Origin of the sequence: Gordonia sp. WA4-43 (assembly GCF_020520305.1) — a bacterium.
Classification (GTDB): domain Bacteria; phylum Actinomycetota; class Actinomycetes; order Mycobacteriales; family Mycobacteriaceae; genus Gordonia; species Gordonia hongkongensis.
Window position 1 is genome coordinate 4,796,396 of the sequence record NZ_CP084736.1, and the last position, 24,202, is coordinate 4,820,597.

Genomic DNA, 24,202 nt, shown 5'->3' on the forward strand with positions numbered 1-24,202 from the left:
GCGTCTACGACGGCCTCGGCCGGGACCGTGTCAGGCTCATGACGATGCCCTCCCTCAAGTCGGACCCGACCACGGACAATCTGGCGTCGCAGCTGCGTAACCTGCGGCGATCACGTCGTGCGCAGCGCACGGCGGCCGAGGGCTCGGCCCGGCAGCTCGCGGTTGTCGCGTTCACCGTTCCCGCGATAGCGCTGGTGACGCTGATCGTCGTGATGCTCTCGGTGCTGCTGCTGGCCGGCAGCGGCCTGACCGGACTGCCGAGTGCGATCGCCTCGGGCTGGCTGGCCGTCCACCAGGTGCCGGTCACGATCAGCGGGGTCACCGTAGGTGTGCTGCCGCTGTTGCCGACGCTGGCGGTCGCCGCCGGCACTGCCTGGCTGACGGCCCGGGCCGTCGCCGGTGGCACGAACTCGAACGAACGCGATCGGCACGACCTGTTCGACCTCGGCGCCGTCGTGTTCTCGGCGGTGAGCGGTCCCGTTCTCATCACCGCGATGTCCCTGGCGGTCGTCATGGACGGCGGGTCGGTCCTGCCGGTGCAGACGCCCAACGCGCTGCTCGCGTTCCTCTACACCCTCGGCGTACACGGCGGTGCGGCGGTCGCCGGTGTCGTGTGGAGCCGACGACGCGACTTCGCCGTCCGCGGGGGTGTGACCCACGCCGATCGTCGCGGTTTCCGGTACGGGCTGGTGGCGGCCATGCTGCTACTGGTGGCCGGAGCCGTGCTGGTGTGTCTGCGCATGTTGATGAGGCACGGGCAGATCGGTGAACTGATCGAGACCGGTTACGACTTCGATGGGTTCCTGGGACTCACCCTGCTGTCGATGCTCTACCTCCCGAACGTGATGGTCGCCGCGATGGCGGTGCTCGTGGGTTCCGACGTCCAGATCGGTGCGACGACCGTCGACCTGTTCACGGTCCGCGGTGACGCCGTCCCGCCCGTCCCGGTTCTCGCGGTCCTTCCCGACGGGCCGGGTGCCGGGGCGTGGGGATTCGCCGGACTGCTCGTGCCGGCCGGGGTCGCCGCGTTCGTCGGCTGGCGATGCCGCGACCTCGATCCCATGGCCCACGTGCGTTCGGTGGGTGTCGCCGCGGCGGTCGCGGCCTCGGTGGTCGCCGTTCTCACCGTCTCGGCGGGTGGAACGCTGGGGGAGTTCGGCGAGGTCGTCGTGACGGTGTCGGCGGCCGGGGTCTTCACGCTGGGTTGGATCGCGGTCGTCGGCCTGCTCATCGTGCTCGTGTACGCCTTCCTGCCGTCGACCCGAGCGGCACGTCTCGCTGTCGGCGATGAGTACTTCGAGGATCCCCTCGACCTCGGTTACGAAGACGAATACGTCATCGTCACCGATCTGGACGAGGACGACGAGTACGCCGAGTACTCCGAGGTCGAGGACGGCGAATTCGAGGATTCGGAGTACGAGGATTCGGAGTACGACGACGGCGAGTTCGACGACGGTGAATTCGGGGACGCTGACCTCGCGGACGACGACGCGGAGTACGTCGCCGGGTCGGACCCGGACGACTCTGATCTCGACACCGCATCCGGGCGCGCGCCGGCGAAGAACCGCGTGTACGACGACGATCTCGACGTGGCGGATCTCGCGGTCGACGTGGATCACGACCTCCATCCCGGTTCGCACGGGGCCTCACGGCAACGCTGACAGCGCGCTTCCCGGGCGTGCCCCGGCGGCGCCACCCGGCGCGGGCAGCCCAACGTGCGGCGATTAGTCTCGACGACGTGACATCCCCGACGGCACCTGGTCGCACCCCGCTGGTGGTGATGGCGTCGGGCACCGGTTCGCTGCTGGAATCGCTGATCGCGCGCGCCGGTGACGAGGATGCCCCGTTCCGTGTCGCGGCGATCGTGGTCGACCGCTCGTGCCGGGCGCAAGAGGTCGCGCAGCGCCACGACATCCCGCTCATCACCTGCCGTGTCGCCGACCACGCCGACCGTGCGACGTGGGATCGTGCGCTGACCGACGAGGTCGCCGCGATCGAGCCGGAGTGGGTGGTGACCGCCGGTTTCATGAAGATCCTCGGCCCGGCTTTTCTCGGCCGGTTCGGCGGTCGCGTCGTCAACAGTCATCCGGCGCTGCTACCCGCGTTTCCGGGCGCCCACGGGGTCGCCGAGGCGCTCGACTACGGCGTCAAGGTCACCGGCGCGACGGTCCATCTTGTCGACGAGGGCGTGGACACCGGCCCGATTCTGGCGCAACAGGTGGTCAGCGTCGTCGACGACGACACCGCCGACACCCTGCACGAGCGAATCAAGACGGTCGAGCGCGTGTTGCTCGCCGACGTGGTGACCGCACTGGTCACCAGAGGAGTAGTCATCGATGGACGAAAGGCCCGCATCCCGTGAACGCACCCAGCTCTGACAGCTCTCGTCGACCGATTCGGCGCGCGCTGGTGAGTGTCTACGACAAGAGCGGTCTCGCCGACCTCGCGACGGCACTACACGCGGCCGGAGTGGAGATCGTGTCCACCGGGTCCACCGCGAAGACCATCGCCGGCGCGGGCGTGCCGGTCGTGGAGGTGTCCACGCTGACGGGCTTCCCCGAGTGCCTCGACGGCCGCGTCAAGACCCTGCACCCCAAGGTGCACGCGGGCATCCTCGCCGATACCCGTAAGTCCGATCATGTGGCTCAGCTCGACGAACTGGGCGTCGCCGCATTCGATCTCGTCGTCGTCAATCTCTATCCGTTCACCGAGACGGTGGCGTCCGGTGCGACTCCGGACGAGTGCATCGAGCAAATCGACATCGGCGGCCCGTCGATGGTGCGTGGGGCCGCGAAGAACCACCCGTCGGTCGCCGTCGTGGTCGATCCCGATGACTACTCGCTGGTGACCGAGGCCCTCACGGCCGACGGGTTCTCGCTCGTCGACCGGAAGAAGCTCGCGGCAAAGGCTTTCCGGCACACCGCGGACTATGACGTCGCGGTCGCGTCGTGGATGTCGAGTGTGGTTGCGCCCGAGGACGAGTCGCAGTTCCCGGCGTGGGCCGGTGCGACCTGGACCCGCTCCGCGGTGCTGCGTTACGGCGAGAACCCGCACCAGCCGGCCGCACTGTATGTCGGTAACGCCGGGGCCGGCGGGGTTGCGACCGCCGAGCAGCTCCACGGCAAGGAGATGAGCTACAACAACTACACCGACGCCGACGCCGCGTGGCGCGCTTCCTACGACTTCGATGCCCCGGCGGTCGCGATCATCAAGCACGCCAACCCGTGTGGCATCGCCATCGGCGCCGACATCGCGGAGGCACATCGCAAGGCGCACGCGTGCGATCCCGTCAGCGCCTACGGCGGTGTCATAGCCGCCAATCGTGAGATCACCGTGGCGATGGCCGAGCAGGTCGCCGAGATCTTCACCGAGGTGATCGTCGCGCCCGGCTTCGCCGACGGTGCGCTCTCGGTACTGACCCGTAAGAAGAACATCCGCGTCCTGGTGGCCACCCCGCCGGCGGCGACCGGGATCGAGACGAAGCCGGTGTCGGGCGGACTGCTGATGCAGCAGCGCGACGTCCTCGACGCCGACGGCGACAATCCGGCCAACTGGAACCTCGTGGCGGGTCCGCCGGCCGACAACCAGACCCTTGCCGACCTCGAGTTCGCCTGGCGTGCGTGCCGTTCGGTGAAGTCCAACGCCATCCTGCTGGCGTCCGACGGTGCGTCGGTCGGCGTCGGTATGGGCCAGGTCAATCGCGTCGACTCCGCGCACCTGGCCGTGCAACGCGCCGGTGACCGGGCGGCGGGGAGCGTCGGGGCGTCGGACGCGTTCTTCCCCTTCCCGGACGGACTGCAGGTACTGCTGTCGGCCGGGGTGAAAGCCGTTGCGCAGCCGGGCGGTTCGATTCGCGACAACGAGGTGATCGAGGCGGCCGACGAGGCGGGCGTGACGCTCTACCTCACCGGGGCGCGTCATTTCGCTCACTGATCTCGCTCTACTGGTCGTCGCCGGTTTCGGCGCCGGCCTGATCGGCTACATCACCGGGCTGGCGTCGATCGTCAGCTATCCCGCACTGCTCGCGGTCGGACTCAGTCCGATCGCGGCCAATGTCACGAACACGGTCGCGCTGGTCGCCGTCGGGGTTGGCAGTACCGCACAGTCGGGACGCTCCCTCCTCGACGGTGACCGCAGGCGGCTGATCATCGGCGCGATCGCCTCGCTCATCGGCGGCACGGTCGGGGCGGTGCTGTTGCTGTCGACGCCGGCCGAGGCGTTCGAAGCCGTTGTGCCGTTCCTGGTGGCGATCGCCGCGATCGCCCTGTTGGCGCAACCGGTTCTGCGGCGGTGGGCCACCTCGCACGTCGAGCGTCCCTGGGTGTTCATCCTGGGCCTGACGCTGATCTCGGTGTACGGCGGGTACTTCGGGGCGGGCGCCGGCATCATGATCCTCGCGCTGATGCTCGTGGTGACCAGCGAACCATTGTGGCGCGCAGCGTTGTCCAAGTCGTTGTTCCTCGGCATCGCCAACACCGTCGCTGCCATCGGTTTCATGATCTGGGGTCCCGTCGACTGGTGGGCGGCGCTCGCCATGGCCGTCGGCTGTCTTGCCGGCGGGTGGTGCGGCCCGCCTGTCGTGAAACGGCTGCCGCCCGGGCCGCTCCGGATCGTGGTCGGGGTGTGCGGGCTCGGACTCGCGGCGTGGCTCGCGGTCAGCTGACGTCGGCGTGATGAGCAGGCGGTTGTCGTCGGTGTGCCCGCGTCAGCCCCTGCTCCCTGAGGTGCGTCCGGAGCTTGCGGAGGGCGCGTCAGCCCCTGCTCCCTGAGGTGCGTCCGGAGCTTGCGGAGGGCGCGTCAGCCCCTGCTCCCTGAGGTGCGAGGAGCGCAGCGACGAGCCACGAAGGGTCCGGCGACCGGCAAACTTCAACTCGACCGGCAGACTTCGATCGAGGTCTGGGAGTCGAGTTGCAGTCTGTCGGTCACAAGTCGGGGCAGGTATGCGAGACAGTCCCGCCGGTCGAGGTCGACTGCGCTCCTCGGTTGAGCCTTGCGGCCGGGGGTGGGGCAGCCACGCTTCCGCGGATCGGTTGCGTATGTTGTCAGTAGCGCACGTTCGGCCGAAGGAGCGCTTCAATGTCGGGGGCACGGGCATACAGCGATGCCGGTCTTTCCATTGGGCGCAGTTGTCTAAGAGGAACTTCGGCCTGCAGGTGAAGCTGCCCAACAGGGTGCGCTACCGGACATCGATTTGCCGCAGTCGGAAGTATCGCGGCCCACTGACGGGGCGGCAGCCCATTTGGCAGTTCACGGCGGCCGTCAGCCCGCATGTGGTCCAGGTGCAAGGGCGGAGTAGCGGCGAGGGTGTCACAGTACGGCCCCGTTCCCGGTCCACGATCCGACCGGGAACGGAGCCGACTGCAGTGTCACTGTGGAGTTGTCAAGGGACGGATGCGGTCCCGGGTGTGGCCCGGGTGCGGAAGGTGCTACGCGAAAGTCTGGTGGTCTGTGGCGGCAGCGGTCAGGCGGCGTCGTCGAGTCGCATGGTGCGTCTGTTGTAGGCGGGTAGTGGTCGGCGCTGCGGATCGATGGTCGCGGGTGGGACGAGCCAGGGATGACGGTCGAAACCCATCACGATGTCCCAGCCGTGGTGGTGGACCTGGGTGTGGCAGCGTTGGCAGAGCAGGCAGCCGTTGTCGAGGTCGGTGGGTCCGCCGTCGGCCCACGACTTGATGTGGTGGACCTGGGTATGTGACGGTGGTGCACCGCATTTGACGCAACACGCGTCGCGCACGATCACTGCTTTGCGTAAGTGTGCCGGATACAACCGGCGGGTGTGACCCATCTGTAGTGGTACGCCCTCACGGTCGAGGACGATCTCGGTCACGGATCCGTCGCAGGAGACCTGTTTCGCGGTGGCATGGCTGACCGATCCGGTCCACGGCAGCGTCGCCAGGTCTCCGGTCGCGGGGATCGTCAGCATCAGTTGCGTGCGTGGGCTTCCGACGGTGTCGAGGGTGGCGCCGATCGCTGCTTGATCGAGGATCAGTTCGAAGGCGTCGGCGCGGCGTTGCTCGGCGGTGCGCCGGTCCTCGGTGCCGTCGGGTTCGGGCCGTGGACACGATCGTTCGTCGATCATGGCCTGGAACTTCTCGCCGACGATCTGGGTGAGGTCGGCCCGGATTTCGACGCGACCGTCGTCGGTGGTGTGCGCGTTGACCGCGTTCAGCGATGGGTCGTCGGCGGCCGGTACGCTGGTGTCGGAGGTGTCCGCCAGAGTGTTGACGATGGCTCGGGCATGCTTGAGTACTTGCGTCGGCGTCGCACCGGACAGTGCTTGGGCGATGAGTTCGAGCTCATACCGTGAGCGCTTGTCGTCGGAAAGCGCCTCACCACAACGCTTGTCGATCTGGTGCATGCCTCGGACGATGGCGTCGACGATCTCGCTGGACAGCCGCCCGTCGGCCGCGTGACGCGCCAAAGCGGGCAGGTTGGGCAGGGCGTCGACACTGCGCATGGTGCGAAGAGCGGCGACCGGGGCATGGCCTGACTCGATCAGCAGTTTCTTGGTGGTGCTGCCCGCTTTCTGGGCGACACAGAGGTCGTCGAGTTGCGCTGTGTGGGTGACGATCTGGTGGTCGACGGTGTTGCGGATCAGGCGCAGTGTCTCGAGGGCGTCGAATGTTGCTCTGCCGGTTGGGTCGTCGGCGGGTGGGGTGGTTTCGATGAGCTGATCGAGGAGGGTGGCGAGCTCTGGCATGACTCCAAGGTACCGCAACATTCGTTCGATTTCGAGAAAATTCCACAGGCCGAGAACCACGAATTCATCGACTGTGCAGCATATTTCGTCGTCTGTGCGTCGATTCGCGTTGAGTGGGCGTGGATTGTTGACAAAGGTGTACTCCAGTCACACTCGTCCCGCAATTCGGTTCACGTTCGATCGGCCTGATTGCGAGCGGTTTTGAGTTCGGCCTGGGGTGTAGACCCCTTCGAGGCTCGTCGCTTGCGCTCGTCGCGCCTCGGGGGACGGAGGGGGTCGGTGCTTGCGCTTCTCCCGTCTCGGGGAGCGGGGGAGGGTTCGTTTCTTGCACCTCAGTAAGTACGGCCTGGCGGCCGTTGTGGACTACGAAAAGCACTCGTGAGCGTTCAGACTTCTGCTTGCTGAGGTGCGAGCGAAGCGAGCCACGAAGGGCTCGCAAGGTGCCTCATCAGGGCCCTTCGTGGCAGTGAGAATGGGTGTGGGTGGTTGACCGGGTTTGGGTCTGACTTACTTCGTGGCTGACGGTGCTGTCATGGGCGAGATGTGTCGGCCCAGAACTCCGGTCGATCACCTGCACCAAGTGACCTGTGAGGACCGGGGCGGGTGTGACCTGATTAGGACCCTGTCTGGCTGGTAGGCCGTGACTCTTCACTGTCCTGTCCACCCGCCCCGGTGAGGTCATCCCACACCGCAGTGAAGGAGACACCGCCAGAATGGCTGAGACAGCAGTGACCACGCAAGTGGTCGTACTCGGAGTCGACACCCATCAACAGACCCACCACGCCGCGATCGTCGCCACCGACGGCCGCCCGCTGGCCGATCGCGAGTTCCCGACCACCACCGCCGGCTACACCCAGTTGTGGCAGTGGGCGTGTGGCTTCGGCCGCGTCGAGGATGCCGCAGTGGAATCGAGCGCCTCCTACGGGGCCGGGTTGACCCGCATGCTCACCGCCGAAGGGGTGCGAGTGATCGAGGTCAACACCCCCGATCTGCCGCGCCGCTACGCCCACGGTAAGACCGATCAACTCGATGCCTACGCCGCAGCGATGGCAGCCATCACCGGCCGCGCCACCGCGGTGGCCAAAGACACCCGAGGCGCGGTCGAATCTGTTCGGATGCTCACCGTGGCAAGGGCTTCGGCCGTCGAGGAAGCCACCCGCATCGGTAACCAGATCCGTGACCTGTGTACCACCGCACCAGCCGAGTACGCCGATCAAGCGCGCCAGGCACGCACCATCGCCAAGCGGGCAGCATTCATCAAAGACTTGCCGGTACCAGCCGAGAAAGCTGATCTGTCCGCGCCGGCCGCGGCGTTCGTGCGCGCGGCGCGGTCGCTGCTCGACCGACACCGACTCGCCCAACAACAAGCCCGGTCTTTGGCCCGCGAACTCACACGACTGCTGAGCAAGCTGGTACCCACCCTGCTCTCGCGCCCGCAGATCGGGCCGATCACCGCCGCCCGCCTGGTGATCACCGCCGGTGACAACGTCGAGCGGATGGGCACCGAGGCACGGTTCGCCAAACTCGTCGGCGCCGCACCGTTACCGGCATCCTCAGGCAAAACCAGCCGCCACCGACTCAACCGGGGCGGGGACCGGCAAGCCAACAGCGCTCTGCACATGATCGCGGTCGGACGCATGAAATCCCACGCCCCCACCCGCGCCTACGTCGAACGCCGCTCCGCCGAACACAAAACGAAGAAAGACATCCTCCGCTGCCTCAAGCGATACATCGCCCGCGAAGTGTTCCGCGACCTCACCACCGACCTCGGAGCACTTGACAAGCTATAGGACCCTCTCGTCGACCTCGACGCGCTCCTTCGTCGCTTGCTCGGCCCGGCGGCTTGCGCTCCTCGCACCTCAGGGACCAGGGGTTTGCGGTTCTTTCGGATCAGGAAGCATGCGTACGCTTCCCGCACCTCGGACGCGCAGGCGTCTTGTCGTGCACCTCGGTCGCAAAGGGTTTGTCGCTTAGGGCGGCTGGATGTATGTGAGATTCTGGCTGATCGGGGGTGTGAAGAGATGACGAACAGCAACACGGCGCGGTCGGGTGGCGATGACACCGGTGGCGAGACACGTTCGAGACTCTTCGGTTTCGAGTGCGACGGGGCCGGTTGCCGCGCGGAGGTCCTCGACTGCTCCGGATGTGATGTGACGACGGTGATCTCGGACGCGGATTACTTCTTCACCGATCAGGACGAGTTGTGGTCGCTCGCTGTCGGCGACGATCGAGCCGACCATGAGCGATTGGTGTGGCTGTCGGGGTACGACTATCGGGAGCCCGCTCGAACACGGGTCGAGCGGGCAGGGCGAGCCGAGATGCAACTGCGATATCTTGCCTCCCGCTCCGCAGAGTCACGACCGGTGGTGCTTCCCGACGACCTGCGGCTCATCCGCATGTTTCCCGAGTGGGGCGCCGGACCACTCTGGGAGAACTTCACCGAGAACTACCCCGCCGACCCATTGCGCCTGGGCCTCGACCCCGAGCTGGCAGCGGAGCTCACCGAGTGGAACGACGTGTGGAACGCGCGTCCACACGACGCCGACCTCGACGACGAACCCGGATGGACAGCCGCCGGAGTCGCGCTACACGCTCGCGTCTAGTCCGCGCTGGCCGGCGTCGCCGAGGTGACCGCGCAGTTCGTGTTCTAGGCAACGCCCACACGGACGCGACCAGAGAAACCCCACGCCACAAGCACATCGCTCCGGATCCGTATGCATCCGGCGGGAGTTTTCCTCTCGGAGAGGAAAACTCTGGCCGCCGGGGTTCGCGATGTCTAGACATGCACGGTGACCTTGTTTGTGGACATCACCCCGGACGAAGCGGGTGGTGGGGCGGAGCGCACGTCGCCCGGCGGTTCGTCTCGCGCGCGATCGCTGTTGACCCGGGTGGGACTCCCGTTGCTCTCGGTGGTGCTGTTCGCCGCCGTGTGGCAGGTCGTCGCCGTCAGCGGGATCTGGAGTGAGACCTTCGTGCCGCGCCTGGGCACCGTGTGGCAGGCCTTCGTCGACATGTCCACGACGCACGACGGAATCCGCGGCTATGCCGACTATTACTGGTGGGAACACCTGTACATGACGCTGCGCCGGGTTTTCGCAGGTGTGGCGATCGGCGTGATCCTCGGCGTGCTGCTCGGTCTGGCGATGGGAACGGTGGGGTGGTTCCGACGCCTGCTAGAACCGTGGCTCACGTTCCTGCGCGCTCTACCGCCGCTGGCCTACTTCTTTCTGTTGGTCATCTGGCTCGGCATCGACGAGGCGCCGAAGATCACGCTGCTGGCATTGGCCGCGCTACCGCCCGCGGCGGTGGCGACCACCGCCGCCGTCAGTGCCGCGCCGGTGAGTCTCATCGAGGCGGCGCGCGCGCTCGGGGCCTCGCGATCCGAGGTGATCCGCGACGTCGTCGTACCCTCGGCGCTGCCCGAGACCTTCACCGGCGTGCGGCTTTCGGTCGGCATCGCGTATTCCTCCGTGGTCGCTGCCGAGCTCTTCAACGGCATTCCCGGAATCGGTGGCGTGGTCAAGGACGCCAGCAACTACAACAACACCCCCGTCGTCCTGGTCGGCATCATCGCCATCGGTCTGTCCGGACTGATCATCGACGGGCTCCTACGAACAATCGAGCACCGAGTGGTGCCGTGGCGCGGAAAGGCCTGAAAGACATGACAATCACACGCAAAGGGGCCGGTTCGTCCCGGGTGCGCCGGTCGCGCTTCGGCGCGGTGCTCGGGATGATCGCCGCAGTGGCGTTGGTGCTCGCCGGTTGCTCGGTCGACAACTCCGGGGACGACAGCAAGCCGACGATCCGGCTTGCCTACCAGTCGTTCCCGAGCGGCGACCTGATCGTCAAGAACAACGGGTGGTTCGAAGAAGCGCTGCCGGACTACAACATCAAGTGGACCAAGTTCGACTCCGGTGCCGACATCAACACCGCGTTCGTCGCCAAAGAGGTCGACTTCACCGCCATCGGGTCCAGCCCGGTGGCCCGCGGACTGTCCGCGCCGCTGAACATCCCGTACCAGGTGGCCTTCGTGCTCGACGTCGCCGGCGACAACGAGGCCCTTGTCGCGCGCAACGGAACCGGCATCGAGACCGTCGCCGATCTCAAGGGCAAGCGGGTCGCGACAGCGTTCGCGTCCACCGCCCATTACAGCCTGCTCGCCGCGCTGGACCAGGCCGGCGTGAACCCGAAGGACGTGAACCTGATCGATCTGCAGCCGCAGGCCTCGCTGGCGGCCTGGCAGCGCGGCGACGCGGTCTACACCTGGTTGCCCACGCTCGACGAATTGCGCCAGGACGGAACGACTCTCATCGCCAGCCGGCAGTTGGCCACCGCGGGCAAGCCCACGCTCGACCTCGGTGTGGTCTCCAGTGAGTTCGCGACGGCGAACCCGGAGGTCGTGAACACCTGGCGGCAGGTCCAGGCCCGCGCGCTCACCCTCATCAAGGACGACCCGCAGGCCGCTGCCGACGCCGTCGCCGCGCAGCTGGGCACGACCCCGGAGGATGCGGCCAACCAGTTGAAGCAGGGCACCTTCCTCACCGTCGCGGAGCTGACCAGTCCGACGTGGCTCGGTACCCAGGGCAACCCGGGCAATCTCTCCGAGAACCTGCACAGCGCGGCGGTGTTCCTCGCCGAGCAGCAGCAGATCCCGGCCGCACCGCCGATCGAGACCTTCCGCGAGGCCATCTACACAGAGGGATTGCCGGGTGTCCTCGAACAGCAGTAGTCCGCCGGACCGACCCGAGGGGCGCCGCGGCTCGATCCGTCTGCACAACGTGTCCCAGAGGTACGGGACAGGTGCTGACGCCGTGACCGCGGTCGGCCCGGTCGACCTGGACGTCCCGCCGGGCGAGTTCCTCGTGCTGGTGGGTGCTTCCGGATGCGGCAAGTCCACCCTCCTGCGACTCATCGCCGGGTTCGAACCCGCGACGGCGGGGAGGGTAGAGGTGTCTGGAGCCGCCCCGGTGCCCGGGGTGACCTCCGGGGTCGTCTTCCAGCAACCGCGCCTGTTCCCGTGGAAGACGGTGGGCGGCAACGTCGATCTCGCGCTGAAGTACGCGAAGGTCCCCAAGTCCGAACGGGCGGCACGCCGCGCCGAACTCCTCGAACGCGTCGGTCTGGACGACACCGCCGGCCGGCGCATCTGGGAGATCTCCGGCGGGCAACAGCAGCGGGTGGCCATCGCCCGTGCGCTGGCGGCCGATACGCCGTTGTTGCTGCTCGACGAGCCGTTCGCGGCGCTGGACGCCCTGACTCGGGAACGATTGCAGGAGGATGTGCGGGCGGTGAGCGCGGACAGCGGACGCACCAACGTCTTCGTCACCCACAGCGCCGACGAGGCAGCGTTCCTGGGGAGTCGGATCATCGTGCTCACCAAGCGACCGGGACGGATCGCACTGGACCTCATCTCGACGTTGCCGCGCACCGGCGTCGAACCCGACGAACTGCGCGGTTCACCCGAATACGCCGCCCTGCGCGCCGAGATCGGTGCCGCGGTGAAGGAGGCCGCCGTGAAAGATGCTGAGGTGACGGATGCCGCGGTCGCATGAGCGGCCGGCCTTTTCCTCAGCGTGGGCTCAACCCTGTCCGGTGGCGCGGCGGCCGGTTAGAAAGTGGGGGTGCCCTCCCTTCCAGCGTCGTCCGCCACAGCAATGGCTTCGACTCGGCTCGTCGACCTCGACGCGCTCCTTCGTCGCTTGCTCGGCCCGGCGGCTCCGCTCCTCGCCGGCTCAACCAGCGGAAATACGCGAGGCGCGTTCGGCACGATCAGCGCACACCAGGGCACCCTCCACTCGATGAACTGGGCGGACGGATCGCATCACGGTTCGCCGCCGGCGCACCCCGCTCCGGCCCCCGCCTGCATCGACCTGGAGAACAATCCTCATGACCACCACCTCTCACCCCGTCGTCCCCACGCACCGTCCTGACGCCGGAACCATCTCCGGCGGAGTCGAATTCGACATCGACGAGTTCGGCCCGAGTTTCGGTGCCGAGATCCGCGGCGTCGACGTCGCATCCGCCACCGACGCCCAGGTGTCCGCGTTGCGCCGGGCGCTGATCGATTACAAGGTCATCGTCCTGCGCGATCAGCATCTCGACGACGAGGCGCACATCCGGTTTGGAAACCGGCTGGGAGACCTGACCTTCGGGCATCCGGTGTGGAACAGCGGCGACGTCCCCGGCGAGGTCTACTCGCTCGACAGCGCCGACAACGGCTTCGCCGACGTGTGGCACACCGATGTCACCTTCATGCCGCGTCCGCCGATGGGCTCGATCCTGCGTCCGGTTGTGTTGCCGCGCAACGGCGGTGACACCAACTGGGCGGACGCCGAGCTCGCGTACCAGTCGCTGTCGGAACCGGTCCGGCGGATGATCGACGGACTCAGCGCGGTACACGACGGCAACCGCGAATTCGGCTACTACCTCAAGCAACGACGCAACGGCCGCGGCAACACCTGGGACGGTGAGGAGGTCACCGAGCTGGTGCCGGTCACCCACCCGGTGGTGCGCATCCATCCCGAGACGGGCCGGAAGTCGTTGTTCGTCAATCCCGGTTTCACGTCGCACATCGACGGCGTCTCCGAGGCGGAGAGCCGCGGCATCCTCGACCTGCTCTACGCACACCTCACCAAGCCCGAACACATCGTCCGGCACCGTTGGCGTCTCGGCGATCTCGTCCTCTGGGACAACCGGAACACGCTGCACTACGCGAACCGCGACTACGGCGACGCCCGCCGGGTGATGCACCGGATCACCCTGCGCGGCGAGGCGCCCATCGGACCTGCCTGACCGCAACCTCCCGACGATCCCGAACTCCCACCATCGGCCACCCGGCCGGCGGTGGGAGTTCTCGTATGCCGCTCAGTGCGTCGTCCACGAGCCGGGACCAGCTTATTCAACCGAGGGGTTGACAAGGTCGACGATCCGGCGCACCATCGTATTCAACCAAACGGTTGAGGAGGTCGGATGGCAGACGAGTTGTCCAAGGTGTTCGCCGCACTCGCGGACCCGACGCGGCGCGACATGGTTGCGCGGCTGGCGGTCTCGGATGCGACGGTCAGCCAACTCGCCGAACCGTACGACGTCAGTATCCAGGCCGTCTCGAAGCACCTGAAGGTGCTGCAGGACGCCGGCCTGGTGACCCGAACCCGGGAGGCCCAAACCCGTCCGGTCCATCTGGAAGCAGAGGTGTTCGACCTCATGACCACATGGATCGAGCGGTACCGGAAGCGGGCGGAGGAGCGCTACCAGCGCCTCGACGCGTTGCTCGCCGAGATGAACGACGGCCCCGAGGCCCAGCATCCGACGGTGTCGGACCCCGAGGTCGAACAACCACTCCACAAGGAAGGAAAGGTGTCATGACCGCAACGCAGACCCGCTATCCCGAGGCCGCCATCGAGGCCGACAAAGAGGTCCCCCTCATCCGGATCACCCGCGACTTCCGCGGAACTCCCGCCCAGCTGATGAAGGCCCACACCGACCCCGAACTCTTCGTCCGGTGGGTCGGGCCGGACGCGATCAGCAGCCGGGTCATCGAGTGGGATGTCCGCGACGGCGGCAGCTGGAGCTATGTCTCCACCCACGAGGGGCAGGAGTTCGGATTCCGCGGGTGCTTCCACACCGTGGGCGAAGACAAGATCGTGCAGACGTTCACCTTCCTCGGCATGCCCGATGCGGTGTCGCTGGAGACCCTGTGGTTCGAGGATCTGGGCGACGGCACGACGCGGCTCCACGCCCAATCCCTGTGCGACAGCTTCGAAGCGCGCGACGGTTGGCTCGCCTCGGGCATGGAGGTCGGCGTGAACGAGGGATACGCCGCACTCGACCGCATGCTCACCGAGGGCGAGATCTGATCGTGTCCGGCGTGACCCTGCCGGAACTGGATGCATCGTCGCGTCACCGAGAGGTGGCCTCCGACTTCGCGGAGGCCATCGCCGACGTCCGCGACTGGGAGGTGCCGACGCCGGTCGACGGGTGGGTGGCACGCGACGTCGTGGCCCACCTTGTCGACTGGTTCACCGGCTTCCTCGCCGCCGGTGGGGTGGCCCTGCCCGCGGGACCCGCTGTCGCCGACGACCCGGCCGGGGCGTGGTCACAGCACGCCGCCTCGGTGCAGGCACTCCTCGACGGACCGACCGCCGAGGACACGTTCACCCACCCGATGGCGGGCGAGCATCGACTCGTCGAGGCAATCGACCGGTTCTACACCGCCGACGTGTACATGCACACGTGGGATCTCGCCCGATCCCAGGGCGTCACCCCCGACCTCGACCCCGGATTCGCCGGACAACTGCTCGAGGGCATGGCGTCCATCGACGACATCCTCCGCAGTTCGGGTCAGTACGGTCCGAAGGTCGAGGTGGACGCCGATGCCGACCCGGTGAGTCGCCTCATGGGATTCATCGGCCGGGACCCGCGGTGGACGCCGGCGACGAGGAGCGATGACGAGCACGCGCTCGACAACGCGGAGTAGCCTCGATGAGGTGCCAGACGACAACTTCACCACGCATGGCTCCCAGTCGACCGAAACCCGGCATCCGTCACCCCGAACCCTGGGTGAACTGCGTGCCAGTGGTCACGTGCAGCGCAGTGTGCGCGACGAGATCCGCAACAACCTCCTGTCCGCACTCCGCGAGGGGCGCGACCCCTGGCCGGGCATCGTGGGCTTCGAGGCGACGGTCATCCCGCAGTTGGAACGGGCGCTGATCGCCGGCCACGACGTCGTCATGCTCGGCGAGCGCGGCCAGGGCAAGACCCGCATCCTGCGCACCCTCGTCGGGCTCCTCGACGAGTGGACGCCGGTCATCGCGGGTTCCGAGCTGGCCGAGCATCCCTACGAACCCATCACCCCCGGGTCGATCCGGAAGGCCGCCAACCTGCTCGACGATCTGCCGATCGAGTGGCGTCACCGTTCGCAGCGCTACAGCGAGAAGCTGGCCACGCCGGACACCTCCGTGGCCGACCTCGTCGGTGACATCGACCCGATGAAGGTCGCCGAGGGTCGCAGCCTCGGCGACCCGGAGACGATCCACTTCGGGCTCATCCCGCGCTCGCACCGCGGCATCGTGGCCATCAACGAGCTGCCCGACCTCGCCGAGCGCATCCAGGTGTCGATGCTGAACGTGATGGAGGAGCGCGACATCCAGGTCCGCGGCTACACCCTGCGACTGCCGCTCGACGTCCTGGTGATGGCCAGTGCCAACCCCGAGGACTACACCAACCGCGGCCGGATCATCACTCCGCTCAAGGATCGCTTCGGCGCCGAGATCCGGACGCACTACCCGCTCGAGCTCGACGACGAGGTGTCGGTGATCGAGCAGGAGGCGGATCTGACCGCCAGTGTCCCGACCTTCATCACCGAGATCCTGGCGCGGTTCACCCGCTACGCCCGTGACCACCCGTCGATCGACCAGCGATCGGGAGTCTCCGCCCGCTTCTCCATCGCCGGTGCCGAAACCGTTGCGGCCGCGGCGCTTCACCGGGCGACGGTGACGGGCGAGGACCAGGCGGTGGCACGCGTGGTCGATCTCGAGTCGGTGATCGAGGTGCTGCGCGGCAAGATCGAGTTCGAGTCCGGCGAAGAGGGCCGGGAACTCGAGATCCTCGAGCACCTGATGCGCAAGTCCATCGCCGACGCGGTGCGTGCCCACCTCGGCGGCGTCGACATGGCGCCGCTCGTCGCCGCCCTCGAGAACGGCGAGCCGGTGGTCACCGGCGACCGGGTGCGTGCCGACGACCTGCTGGGTTCCATCCCGTCGCCGGACACCACCTCCGGCGTTCTGGACCAGATCGCCGAGCGCCTCGAGGCGGACTCGGACGGGGAGCGTGCCAGTGCGGTCGAGCTCGCGCTCGAGGGACTCTTCCTCGCCCGACGGATCGGCAAGGAGGCCGACGAGACCGGGCAGACCATCTACGGCTAAGTGGAAGACTAGGGAGAACACATGGCGCGCAAGAGCTTCCACCGTTCGCGCTACCAGCGGTACAGCGGCGGACCCGATCCGCTCGCGCCGCCGGTCGATCTGCGCGAGGCGTTGGAGACGATCGGCGACGATGTCATGGCCGGCGCGTCGCCGCAGCGGGCGCTCCGAGAGCTGCTGCGTCGCGGGACACCGAACATGCGCGGACTCGACAAGTTGCGCGAGCAGATCAACCGTCGCCGGCAGGAACTGCTGAAGAAGCGCAACCTCGACGGCACGTTCGCCGAGATCCGTGAACTCCTCGACCGTGCGGTACTCGAGGAGCGCAAGCAACTCGCCCGCGATCTCGACGACGACGCCCGCTTCGCCGAGATGCAGATCGGGAGTCTGCCGCCGTCGACAGCCCAGGCCGTCGAAGAGCTGTCGGAGTACAACTGGCGCAGTCCGCAGGCGCGTGAGGACTACGACAAGATCAAGGACTTGCTCGGCCGGGAGTTGCTCGACCAGCGCTTCGCCGGCATGAAGGAAGCGCTCGAGGGGGCGAACGAGCAGGATCGGCAACGGATCTCGGAGATGCTCGGCGACCTCAACGAGCTCCTCGCCGCGCACAACCGGGGCGAGGACACCACCGAGGCATTCGACGAGTTCATGGCCAAGCACGGTGAGTTCTTCCCGGAGAACCCGCGCAACACCGAGGAACTCATCGATTCCCTCGCCCAGCGCGCGGCGGCGGCCCAACAGTTCTACAACTCGCTGACCCCTGAGCAGCGCGCTGAGCTCGACCAGCTGGCGCAGCAGGCGTTCGGGTCGCCGGACCTCATGAACCAACTGGCGCAGATGGATTCGCAGCTCCGGGCGGCTCGACCGGGTCTGGACTGGGACGACGCGCAGTCGTTCTCCGGCGACCAGCCGATGGGACTGGGCGAGGGGGCCGCGGCACTACGCGACATCTCCGAACTCGAGGCGCTCTCCGAGCAGCTGTCACAGCAGTATGCCGGCGCGCAGATGGACGACATCGATCTCGACGCGCTTGCCCGGCAGCTCGGCGACGACGCGGCGGTCGACGCGAGAATGCTGGCCGAGCTCGAGAAGGCGCTGTCCGAGCAAGGCTTCTTCGACCGCACCGCAGACGGTCAGCTCCGGCTGAGTCCTAAGGCGATGCGCCAGCTCGGTCAGTCGATCTTCCGCGACATCGCCGAGCAGCTGTCGGGCCGCCGGGGTGATCGCCAGACCCGCCAGACCGGACTGCTCGGCGAGCCGACCGGCGCTTCCCGGGAGTGGGAATTCGGCGACACCGACCCCTGGGACGTCACCCGGACCGTGTCGAATGCGGTGCTGCGCACTGTGTCCGAGACACACGAACCGTCGCTCGCGACGTCGGAGATGGCGCGATCGGGAGTGCGTATCGACGTCCGCGACGTCGAGGTCTCGGAGACCGAGAGCCGTACGCAGGCAGCGGTGGTCCTGCTCGTGGACACGTCCTTCTCGATGGAGATGGAGGGCCGGTGGACGCCGATGAAGCGCACCGCGATCGCCCTGAATCATCTGATCTCCACGCGCTTCCGCAGCGACGAACTCCACCTCATCGCATTCGGAAGGTATGCGCGGTCGATCGACATCGCCGAGCTCACCGGTCTGCAACCGCGGATGGAGCAGGGGACCAACCTGCACCACGCACTGTTGCTCGCCCAGCGGCACCTCCGGCGGTTCCCGAATGCGCAGCCGGTGGTCCTGGTGGTCACCGACGGAGAGCCGACCGCGCATCTCGATCCGAGTGGCGAACCGTTCTTCTTCTATCCGCCGCACCCGCAGACCATCGCGCTGACGGTTCGCGAACTCGACCATGTCGCACGGATCGGCGCCCAGGTCACGTTCTTCCGTCTCGGCGAGGATCCCGGGCTGGCCCACTTCATGGATCAGATCGCCCGCCGGATCGGCGGACGCGTGGTGGCGCCGGACGTCGACGGTCTCGGCGCCGCGGTGGTCGGCGACTATCTGCGGGCCCGGAAGGGACGTCGGCGCGGCTGATCGACGCCCCGTCGATGAGCGCCGCGGCGACGTCGGCGCGAATGTGTCGGCGCGAGAATGTCAGACGGTTTTCGGCTCTCGGCCGGCGATGATCCAGAGCACGATGCCCACCAGTGCGAGCAGGCCGCCGAATCCACCGCCGACGACTGCGAGCAGCACGCCGCCGACACCGCTGAGGACGCCGGACGCGTCGATGGATGCGACGACGGCCGGCGAATCGCACTGGAACGAGTAGGTGCCGGATTCCACGACCTCGAACGAATCGAACGATTCGACCCCGGAACCGTCGAAGGTGAACTCGGTCGTCGAGTTCGTACCCGACGCCAGCGCAGCGGGACCGGTGATCTCGCAGGCGGGTACGCCGTTCGTGCTGCTGCTGAACAACTGGAACTCGTCACCGGCGTCGTAGTACTGCTCGGCGGTGGGGTTGACCTCGAACGCCTTGTCGGCCACGTTCCCGATACCGGCGATCGCCATGACCACCCCGACAGTGACCGACAGGACCAGGATCAGCACACCGAGCAGGGTCAGGATCTTGCCCCACCGTCGCATCCCGGCGCGGTCCTTGCGCGGGGGAGGGGGCGGTGGATACCCGCCGTACGCGGCGGGTTGTCCGAAGCCGCCCGACGGCGCGTACCCGCTGTCCGGGTAGGGCGGCTGCTGGGGATGCGATTGGCCGTACGGCGACTGGTAACCCGAGGGCGTCGGTCCCGGTCGGCCGTCGCCGGGCTGCCCGGGATCGTAGGGCTGGCTCATCTTCGCCTCCGATGTACGCCGGTCGGCCGTCCCGCCCGGACTCGTTGAATTATGCCGCTCGGCCGGGTCTTTCGTCGGGCAGTTGGCCAGAGGGGTCGTCGATGCGAGGTACCGGCCCGACGACTCCTCGGGGTCGTCTCCGGGGAAAGATCAGGGTGGTCGTGCCGGACTCGGGCAACTAGGGTTTCCAGACGTGACCCAACCCGGCGATTCACCGATGCCCGACGACCGGCGTGCCCGACTCCGCGCCGCGGATGCGGACCGCGAACTGGTCCACGAGATCCTCTCCGCCGCCATGGCGCACGGCAGCCTGTCCCCGGTCGAGTACGAGGAGCGGGCCGGAAAAGCGGTCCTCGCGAAGACCTTTGGTGACCTCGACGCCCTGACCGACGACCTCCCGGTGGCACAACTCGGCGTCGCGATGCCTGCGGCCAGCCTGTCTCCGGGCCCGCGGGTGACGGGCGGCAGCGCGGACACGGCCGTCCGCCACCGGTTGGCCATCATGTCCGGGAGCGAGCTGTCCGGGACGGCGGTGGTCGCCGATCAACTCGCCGCCACCGCCATCATGGGCGGCGTCGAACTGGACCTTCGCGAGGTGGAGTTCACCGCGCCGGTGCTGACGGTCCAGTGCGTGGCGATCATGGGCGGGGTCGAGATCAAGATGCCCGACGGAGTGACCGTCGAGATCGGGGGACTGGGCATCATGGGCGGATTCAGCGGCCGGTCGCGAAAGGCGTCCCGGCCCGGCGCGCCAGTGGTACGGGTGACCGGACTGGCGCTGATGGGCGGCGTCGACGTCAAGTACATGCCCCGGGATGAGCCCGACGCCTGAGGAAGTTCAGGCGAGCAGCAGGGCGATGATCATGATGGTGGGTATCGACGTGAGCGTCGTGATCAGTGCCGTGTCCCGGGCGAGGATCTGGCCGCGCCGGTAACGGGTCGCGTACACCAGGACATTCTGCGCGGTCGGCAACGCCGCGATGATCACCTGCGCGAACAACGCCTCGCCGGTCTGCCCGAATCCCCAACGGGCGATGGCGTAGACGGCCAGCGGCATGACGATCATCTTCAGCACGCTTGCCAGTGCGATGTCGCGGCGGGGGCTCGCACCCTTCTTGAACACCGCGACGCCGGTGAGCGACAGGCCGAATGCCAGCAGCGCCGCCGGCACGGAGGCGTCACCGAGCATCTTCACCGGGGACATCACGGCCGCGGGCGGGCTCCAGCCGATCAGCGAGACCGACAGACCGGCGAGTCCGCCGACGACGATCGGATTGGTGATCGGCGCGACGAGCGAGTCCCGCAGCAGCGATCTTCCCGAATCCCGGTCCAGCGCGGTGAGATCCAGCGCGAGCAACGCGATCGGTGAGTAGATCAGGATCTGGAACAGCAGCAGCGGCGCGATGAACGACGCGTCGTCGAGAACGAAGATCGCGATCGGAAGACCCAGATTGACGCTGTTGACATACGACGACGACAGGCCGCCGATCACGAGTTCGGGAACCGCGCGTCGAAACCACAGTTTGGCGACGACGACGTACAGCGCACCGATCAGAAACGCGCTGCCGCCCGCGATCACCAGCGTCGAGGAGAAGACAACCGACAGATCGGAGGTGACCATGGAGTGGAACAGCAGCGCCGGTGTGAAGACGAAGAACACCAGGCGGGAAAGGACTTCGTGGGCGTGGTCGCCGATGACACGCGTGCGCCCGAGGAGATATCCCACCCCGACTACAATGAAGATCACCGTGAAGCCGGAGATGACGCCAGACACCGGTTGAGTCTAATCGTTAGGCTGGTGAACACATCGTGTCGGATCTACATGGGGGTTGTGCGTGAGTTATCCACCGGGACAGGGCTCGGGCCAGGGCCAGGACGACTGGGGTACGGTGCCGAGCTCGGGGTCCTCGGGCAACTCGGGTCCCAACCTCTCCAAGGGTGACCAGGGCCAGGGTGCCGCACCCGAGTACGCGCCGACCGAGTACGGCCAGACCTACCAGCCGGGTCCGTCGTCGGACCCCTACGGCCAGAACGTCTACGGGCAGAACCCGTATGGTCAGGAGCAGTACGGCCAGAGTCCGTACGGATCGCCGGCCGGCAACCAGGGCTACGGGACGCCGAGCCAGGATCCCTACGCACAGCCGCCGGGTGGGTCCTACGGTCAGGTCAACGATCCCTACCAGGCGCCGGCGTACGGCGGCGCGTACGGGTCGCAGAACCCCTACGGCGCGGCACCCTACGGCGGCGGTTACGGATACGCGCCGCCGCAGAAGACCAACGGCAAGGCGATCGCGGCCTTGATCTGTGGCATCGTCGGCGTCGTCTCGCTGATCGCCTGCTTGTTCTTCTCGTTCTTCCTGTCGATACCGGTCGGCATCGCGGCCGTCGTGCTGGGGTTCATGGCGCGACGTGACATCGAACAGTCCGGTGGCACGCAGAGTGGTTCGGGGATGGGCCTGGCGGGGATCATCACCGGCGCGCTCGCCATCGTCGGTGGCGTGGTGTGGACCGTTCTGTTCATCGTCCTGATCGTCGCCGGCGACACGAGCTCCTCCACCTACTACTACTGAACGAATTTCGGGCCGATCCGGGGTCGTGTTCATCGACTCCGGCCCAGTTCGGAGCCCTATCTCACTAAGCTGTGCGTGATGCACGGCCGGTTGGTCGTGCACGCATCTCCCCGCGTTGTCCCGCTGCGGCACAGCTTGTGAAAGGCATCCGATGACCACTCCGACCGGGGGTAGCGATCCGACGGATCCGGCCCAGGCACCGCAATCCCCACCGTCCGGCCCACCTTCGGACACCTCGGCAACCGACCCGTCGCCGTGGGAACCGACCCAGAAGGCGGCGGTCCCCGACGAGGTGCCGGACTCGGTGCCGGTGACCTCGACACCCGGGGCCGGACCGGATGACACGGAGATTCCCGAGTCGCACAGTCCGGCCGACGGTGTCACCCGGGTCATCCGCACCGGTGGACCGTCGAATCCGTCCGCTGCACAGCCGGTTCCGCCGCCACCCGCGCCCAGTGGCCCCGGGGACCCGGGTCCGGGTGGCCCGGCCCCGTCCGGTTACGACGCCACGCGCGTGATCTCGACGCGGTCCCCGGCGGGACCGCCACCGGGACAAGCCCCACCACCTCCCCGGCCGGGATTCGGTCAGCAGCAGGGATACGGACAGCAGGGATACGGACAGCAGGGATACGGACAGCAGGGATACGGACAGCCGCAGGGTTACGGACCGCCGGGTCAGGGGCAACCCGGCCCCGGCCGGCCGGGATACGGCCCCCCGACGGGGTACGGTCAGCCTCCGCAGGGTCCGCCCCCGGGTCGGTCCGGGCAACCGTTCGCCACGCCCGGTGATGCCCGATCCGCGGAATCGGCCTCCGCCGACTCCCGCCCCGAAGGCGGCCGGCCCGTCGACGCCGACGGCCCGTCGACCAACAAACTGGCCGTGGCCGCCCTGGTGGCCTCCCTGCTGGGTCTCCTGTGCGTCGGGGTCGGCGGCCTCGTCGGGCTGGTGCTCGGCATCGTCGCGCGGAGACAGATCGCGGCGTCGGGTGGCAGGCAGACCGGTGATGGGGTGGCGCTCACCGCGGTCATCATCGGGGCGTTCATCATCGTCGTGTGGGTTGCATACTGGGTGGCCATCGCGTTGACCGACCTCCGATCGCCGTGGGGCTACCTCTGAAGTAGGCGACCCCGGGCGCGTGCGGATCGGCCATTTTGGAATCGGGCGTCCTCGCCAGGTAGTCTGGTCGGGTTGTGTGCCGCGGCCGCGCCGGGTCGAGGGGTGCACTGATGGGGCCGATCCAGTGATGCCAGGCGTCACCACCGGCCACGCAGACCACAGTAGGAGAAGGGCTCAACCATGGCTGTACCGAAGCGCCGGATGTCGCGGGCGAACACCCGTAGCCGTCGTTCGCAGTGGAAGGCGGAAAACCCCGCACTGCAAGAAGAGAAGGTGAACGGCGTCCCCGTGCGGATTCCGCGTCGCCTGGTCAAGGCGGCTCGCGCCGGTCTCATCGACCTGGATCGTCGCTAGCCTCGTTCGGTCGCCGTACCGGCGCCGCACTGTCATACCGATGACCGCCCCTGGCTCGCCCGGGGCGGTCATTCGCGTGCTGACCGACCGGCCTGTCCCTGGATAGCGAGGTGATCTCGTGGTGTTCGACGTGCTCAACTTCGCGGGTATCGCGGTGTTCGCGGCGTCGGGGGCGATGCTCGGGGTCCGCAAGGACTTCGACATGTGGGGGATCATCACCGTCGGCGTGCTCACCGGGGTCGGCGGCGGCGTATTGCGCGACGTCCTGCTGGGGATCACCCCGCCCGCGTCGATCAGCGGGTGGGGTCCCATCGTCACCGCAACTGTCGCCGGCCTCGTCGTCTTCTTCTTCCATCCCGCCTTCACGGCACTGCACCGGTCGATACTCGTGCTCGACGCATTCGGGATGGGGCTCTTCGCGGCCACGGGTGCGAGCATCGCCCTCGACGTCGGGGCGAGCCCGTTCGCCGCGACGACCGTCGGGCTCCTCACCGCGGTGGGTGGCGGCGTGCTCCGCGACATGATCTCGAACGAGATCCCGCTCCTCCTCACACCCGCCGACCTCTACGCCGTACCCGCGGTACTCGGTGCCGCCATCGTCGCGGTCGGCGCGACGTACACCTCGGCGGCACACTGGATCTGGCTCGTCGTCGGATCTGTCTTCGCGACCGCGCTGCGCCTGGTGAGCCTTCGGTTCGCGCTGCGGCTCCCGACCGCACGACGCTGACCTTGCCGCAAACCCACCCTTTCTCCGTGA

The 24,202-nt window shown here is 67.6% G+C and carries 23 protein-coding genes; 20 read left to right on the top strand and 3 right to left on the bottom strand.

Features of this window, described 5'->3' with window-relative positions; all coding sequences use genetic code 11:
• The first annotated feature begins 38 nt into the window (after positions 1-38).
• From LEL84_RS21685 to LEL84_RS21700, 4 genes are all read left to right on the top strand, one after another.
• On the top strand, positions 39-1,661 hold the full coding sequence (locus LEL84_RS21685; protein WP_413466887.1) for a DUF6350 family protein: 1,623 nt from the start codon (positions 39-41) through the stop codon (positions 1,659-1,661).
• Between the two features lie 77 nt (positions 1,662-1,738).
• Complete coding sequence (gene purN / locus LEL84_RS21690; RefSeq protein ID WP_226512750.1) at positions 1,739-2,362, top strand: phosphoribosylglycinamide formyltransferase; 624 nt, start codon at positions 1,739-1,741, stop codon at positions 2,360-2,362.
• A complete protein-coding gene (purH, locus tag LEL84_RS21695; protein WP_226512751.1) occupies positions 2,359-3,933 on the top strand; it encodes a bifunctional phosphoribosylaminoimidazolecarboxamide formyltransferase/IMP cyclohydrolase in 1,575 nt (524 codons plus the stop codon). Before purN ends, purH begins: the two co-directional genes overlap by 4 nt.
• Positions 3,920-4,663, top strand: coding sequence for a sulfite exporter TauE/SafE family protein (locus LEL84_RS21700; protein ID WP_226514383.1), 744 nt, complete (start codon positions 3,920-3,922; stop codon positions 4,661-4,663). Before purH ends, LEL84_RS21700 begins: the two co-directional genes overlap by 14 nt.
• 798 nt (positions 4,664-5,461) lie before the next feature.
• Here the strand turns inward: LEL84_RS21700 and LEL84_RS21705 are convergent.
• The gene (locus LEL84_RS21705) at positions 5,462-6,721 is read right to left on the bottom strand and encodes an HNH endonuclease signature motif containing protein (RefSeq protein WP_226512752.1); all 1,260 of its coding nucleotides are present in this window, start codon (positions 6,719-6,721) and stop codon (positions 5,462-5,464) included.
• A 692-nt stretch (positions 6,722-7,413) separates the two neighbouring features.
• Here LEL84_RS21705 and LEL84_RS21710 point away from each other — a divergent pair.
• The 11 genes from LEL84_RS21710 to LEL84_RS21760 all read left to right on the top strand — a co-directional run bounded on the left by LEL84_RS21710 (position 7,414) and on the right by LEL84_RS21760 (position 18,648).
• Positions 7,414-8,490 carry an IS110 family transposase gene (locus tag LEL84_RS21710; protein WP_165630353.1) on the top strand — a complete coding sequence of 359 codons (1,077 nt, stop codon included), beginning with the start codon at positions 7,414-7,416 and terminating at the stop codon, positions 8,488-8,490.
• Positions 8,491-8,721: 231 nt separating this feature from the next.
• Positions 8,722-9,303 (top strand): hypothetical protein, encoded by a 582-nt coding sequence (locus tag LEL84_RS21715; RefSeq protein WP_226512753.1) that lies wholly within the window; start codon positions 8,722-8,724, stop codon positions 9,301-9,303.
• Between the two features lie 186 nt (positions 9,304-9,489).
• Complete coding sequence (locus LEL84_RS21720; RefSeq protein WP_159370340.1) at positions 9,490-10,356, top strand: ABC transporter permease; 867 nt, start codon at positions 9,490-9,492, stop codon at positions 10,354-10,356.
• 5 nt (positions 10,357-10,361) lie between these two features.
• Positions 10,362-11,429 carry an ABC transporter substrate-binding protein gene (locus tag LEL84_RS21725; RefSeq protein WP_137808926.1) on the top strand — a complete coding sequence of 356 codons (1,068 nt, stop codon included), beginning with the start codon at positions 10,362-10,364 and terminating at the stop codon, positions 11,427-11,429.
• Complete coding sequence (locus LEL84_RS21730) at positions 11,410-12,252, top strand: ABC transporter ATP-binding protein (protein ID WP_137808925.1); 843 nt, start codon at positions 11,410-11,412, stop codon at positions 12,250-12,252. The genes LEL84_RS21725 and LEL84_RS21730 overlap by 20 nt, the downstream gene beginning before the upstream one ends.
• A 334-nt stretch (positions 12,253-12,586) precedes the next feature.
• Entirely contained in the window at positions 12,587-13,492 is a 906-nt protein-coding gene (locus tag LEL84_RS21735) for a TauD/TfdA dioxygenase family protein (protein ID WP_137808924.1), read from the top strand.
• A gap of 177 nt (positions 13,493-13,669) precedes the next feature.
• Positions 13,670-14,065 (top strand): ArsR/SmtB family transcription factor, encoded by a 396-nt coding sequence (locus LEL84_RS21740; protein ID WP_065630232.1) that lies wholly within the window; start codon positions 13,670-13,672, stop codon positions 14,063-14,065.
• Positions 14,062-14,556, top strand: a complete 495-nt coding sequence (locus tag LEL84_RS21745; RefSeq protein WP_137808923.1) for an SRPBCC domain-containing protein — start codon at positions 14,062-14,064, stop codon at positions 14,554-14,556. Before LEL84_RS21740 ends, LEL84_RS21745 begins: the two co-directional genes overlap by 4 nt.
• Before the next feature lie 11 nt (positions 14,557-14,567).
• Positions 14,568-15,176, top strand: a complete 609-nt coding sequence (locus LEL84_RS21750) for a hypothetical protein (RefSeq protein WP_058251671.1) — start codon at positions 14,568-14,570, stop codon at positions 15,174-15,176.
• Complete coding sequence (locus LEL84_RS21755; RefSeq protein ID WP_058251515.1) at positions 15,145-16,623, top strand: sigma 54-interacting transcriptional regulator; 1,479 nt, start codon at positions 15,145-15,147, stop codon at positions 16,621-16,623. Before LEL84_RS21750 ends, LEL84_RS21755 begins: the two co-directional genes overlap by 32 nt.
• Before the next feature lie 21 nt (positions 16,624-16,644).
• Complete coding sequence (locus tag LEL84_RS21760) at positions 16,645-18,648, top strand: vWA domain-containing protein (RefSeq protein WP_068970428.1); 2,004 nt, start codon at positions 16,645-16,647, stop codon at positions 18,646-18,648.
• Positions 18,649-18,708: 60 nt separating this feature from the next.
• On the opposite strand, the gene LEL84_RS21765 is transcribed toward LEL84_RS21760, so the two are convergent.
• A complete protein-coding gene (locus LEL84_RS21765; protein WP_226512754.1) occupies positions 18,709-19,404 on the bottom strand; it encodes a hypothetical protein in 696 nt (231 codons plus the stop codon).
• A gap of 193 nt (positions 19,405-19,597) precedes the next feature.
• Here LEL84_RS21765 and LEL84_RS21770 point away from each other — a divergent pair, with 193 nt between their 5' ends.
• Positions 19,598-20,236 carry a DUF1707 domain-containing protein gene (locus LEL84_RS21770; protein WP_226512755.1) on the top strand — a complete coding sequence of 213 codons (639 nt, stop codon included), beginning with the start codon at positions 19,598-19,600 and terminating at the stop codon, positions 20,234-20,236.
• Positions 20,237-20,242: 6 nt separating this feature from the next.
• Here the strand turns inward: LEL84_RS21770 and LEL84_RS21775 are convergent, their stop codons facing one another.
• Complete coding sequence (locus LEL84_RS21775) at positions 20,243-21,178, bottom strand: AEC family transporter (RefSeq protein WP_058251512.1); 936 nt, start codon at positions 21,176-21,178, stop codon at positions 20,243-20,245.
• 61 nt (positions 21,179-21,239) lie between these two features.
• Here LEL84_RS21775 and LEL84_RS21780 point away from each other — a divergent pair, with 61 nt between their 5' ends.
• The 4 genes from LEL84_RS21780 to LEL84_RS21795 all read left to right on the top strand — a co-directional run bounded on the left by LEL84_RS21780 (position 21,240) and on the right by LEL84_RS21795 (position 24,172).
• A complete protein-coding gene (locus LEL84_RS21780; protein WP_058251511.1) occupies positions 21,240-21,974 on the top strand; it encodes a DUF4190 domain-containing protein in 735 nt (244 codons plus the stop codon).
• 151 nt (positions 21,975-22,125) lie between these two features.
• Positions 22,126-23,091, top strand: coding sequence for a DUF4190 domain-containing protein (locus LEL84_RS21785; protein WP_226512756.1), 966 nt, complete (start codon positions 22,126-22,128; stop codon positions 23,089-23,091).
• 180 nt (positions 23,092-23,271) lie between these two features.
• On the top strand, positions 23,272-23,445 hold the full coding sequence (gene rpmF / locus LEL84_RS21790) for a 50S ribosomal protein L32 (RefSeq protein ID WP_004020060.1): 174 nt from the start codon (positions 23,272-23,274) through the stop codon (positions 23,443-23,445).
• A gap of 118 nt (positions 23,446-23,563) precedes the next feature.
• Positions 23,564-24,172: a trimeric intracellular cation channel family protein gene (locus LEL84_RS21795; RefSeq protein ID WP_078112190.1), complete on the top strand. Its 609-nt coding sequence runs from the start codon at positions 23,564-23,566 to the stop codon at positions 24,170-24,172.
• Positions 24,173-24,202 lie beyond the last annotated feature (30 nt).

Bases quoted from the DNA above. Each gene is read 5' to 3' on its own strand.
- LEL84_RS21685 (WP_413466887.1), top strand. From the start codon at position 39: ATGACGATGCCCTCCCTCAAGTCGGACCCGACCACGGACAATCTGGCG.
- LEL84_RS21705 (WP_226512752.1), bottom strand. From the start codon at position 6,721: ATGTTGCGGTACCTTGGAGTCATGCCAGAGCTCGCCACCCTCCTCGAT.
- LEL84_RS21710 (WP_165630353.1), top strand. From the start codon at position 7,414: ATGGCTGAGACAGCAGTGACCACGCAAGTGGTCGTACTCGGAGTCGAC.
- LEL84_RS21715 (WP_226512753.1), top strand. From the start codon at position 8,722: ATGACGAACAGCAACACGGCGCGGTCGGGTGGCGATGACACCGGTGGC.
- LEL84_RS21725 (WP_137808926.1), top strand. From the start codon at position 10,362: ATGACAATCACACGCAAAGGGGCCGGTTCGTCCCGGGTGCGCCGGTCG.
- LEL84_RS21735 (WP_137808924.1), top strand. From the start codon at position 12,587: ATGACCACCACCTCTCACCCCGTCGTCCCCACGCACCGTCCTGACGCC.
- LEL84_RS21740 (WP_065630232.1), top strand. From the start codon at position 13,670: ATGGCAGACGAGTTGTCCAAGGTGTTCGCCGCACTCGCGGACCCGACG.
- LEL84_RS21745 (WP_137808923.1), top strand. From the start codon at position 14,062: ATGACCGCAACGCAGACCCGCTATCCCGAGGCCGCCATCGAGGCCGAC.
- LEL84_RS21755 (WP_058251515.1), top strand. From the start codon at position 15,145: ATGACGAGCACGCGCTCGACAACGCGGAGTAGCCTCGATGAGGTGCCA.
- LEL84_RS21760 (WP_068970428.1), top strand. From the start codon at position 16,645: ATGGCGCGCAAGAGCTTCCACCGTTCGCGCTACCAGCGGTACAGCGGC.
- LEL84_RS21765 (WP_226512754.1), bottom strand. From the start codon at position 19,404: ATGAGCCAGCCCTACGATCCCGGGCAGCCCGGCGACGGCCGACCGGGA.
- LEL84_RS21785 (WP_226512756.1), top strand. From the start codon at position 22,126: ATGACCACTCCGACCGGGGGTAGCGATCCGACGGATCCGGCCCAGGCA.
- rpmF (WP_004020060.1), top strand. From the start codon at position 23,272: ATGGCTGTACCGAAGCGCCGGATGTCGCGGGCGAACACCCGTAGCCGT.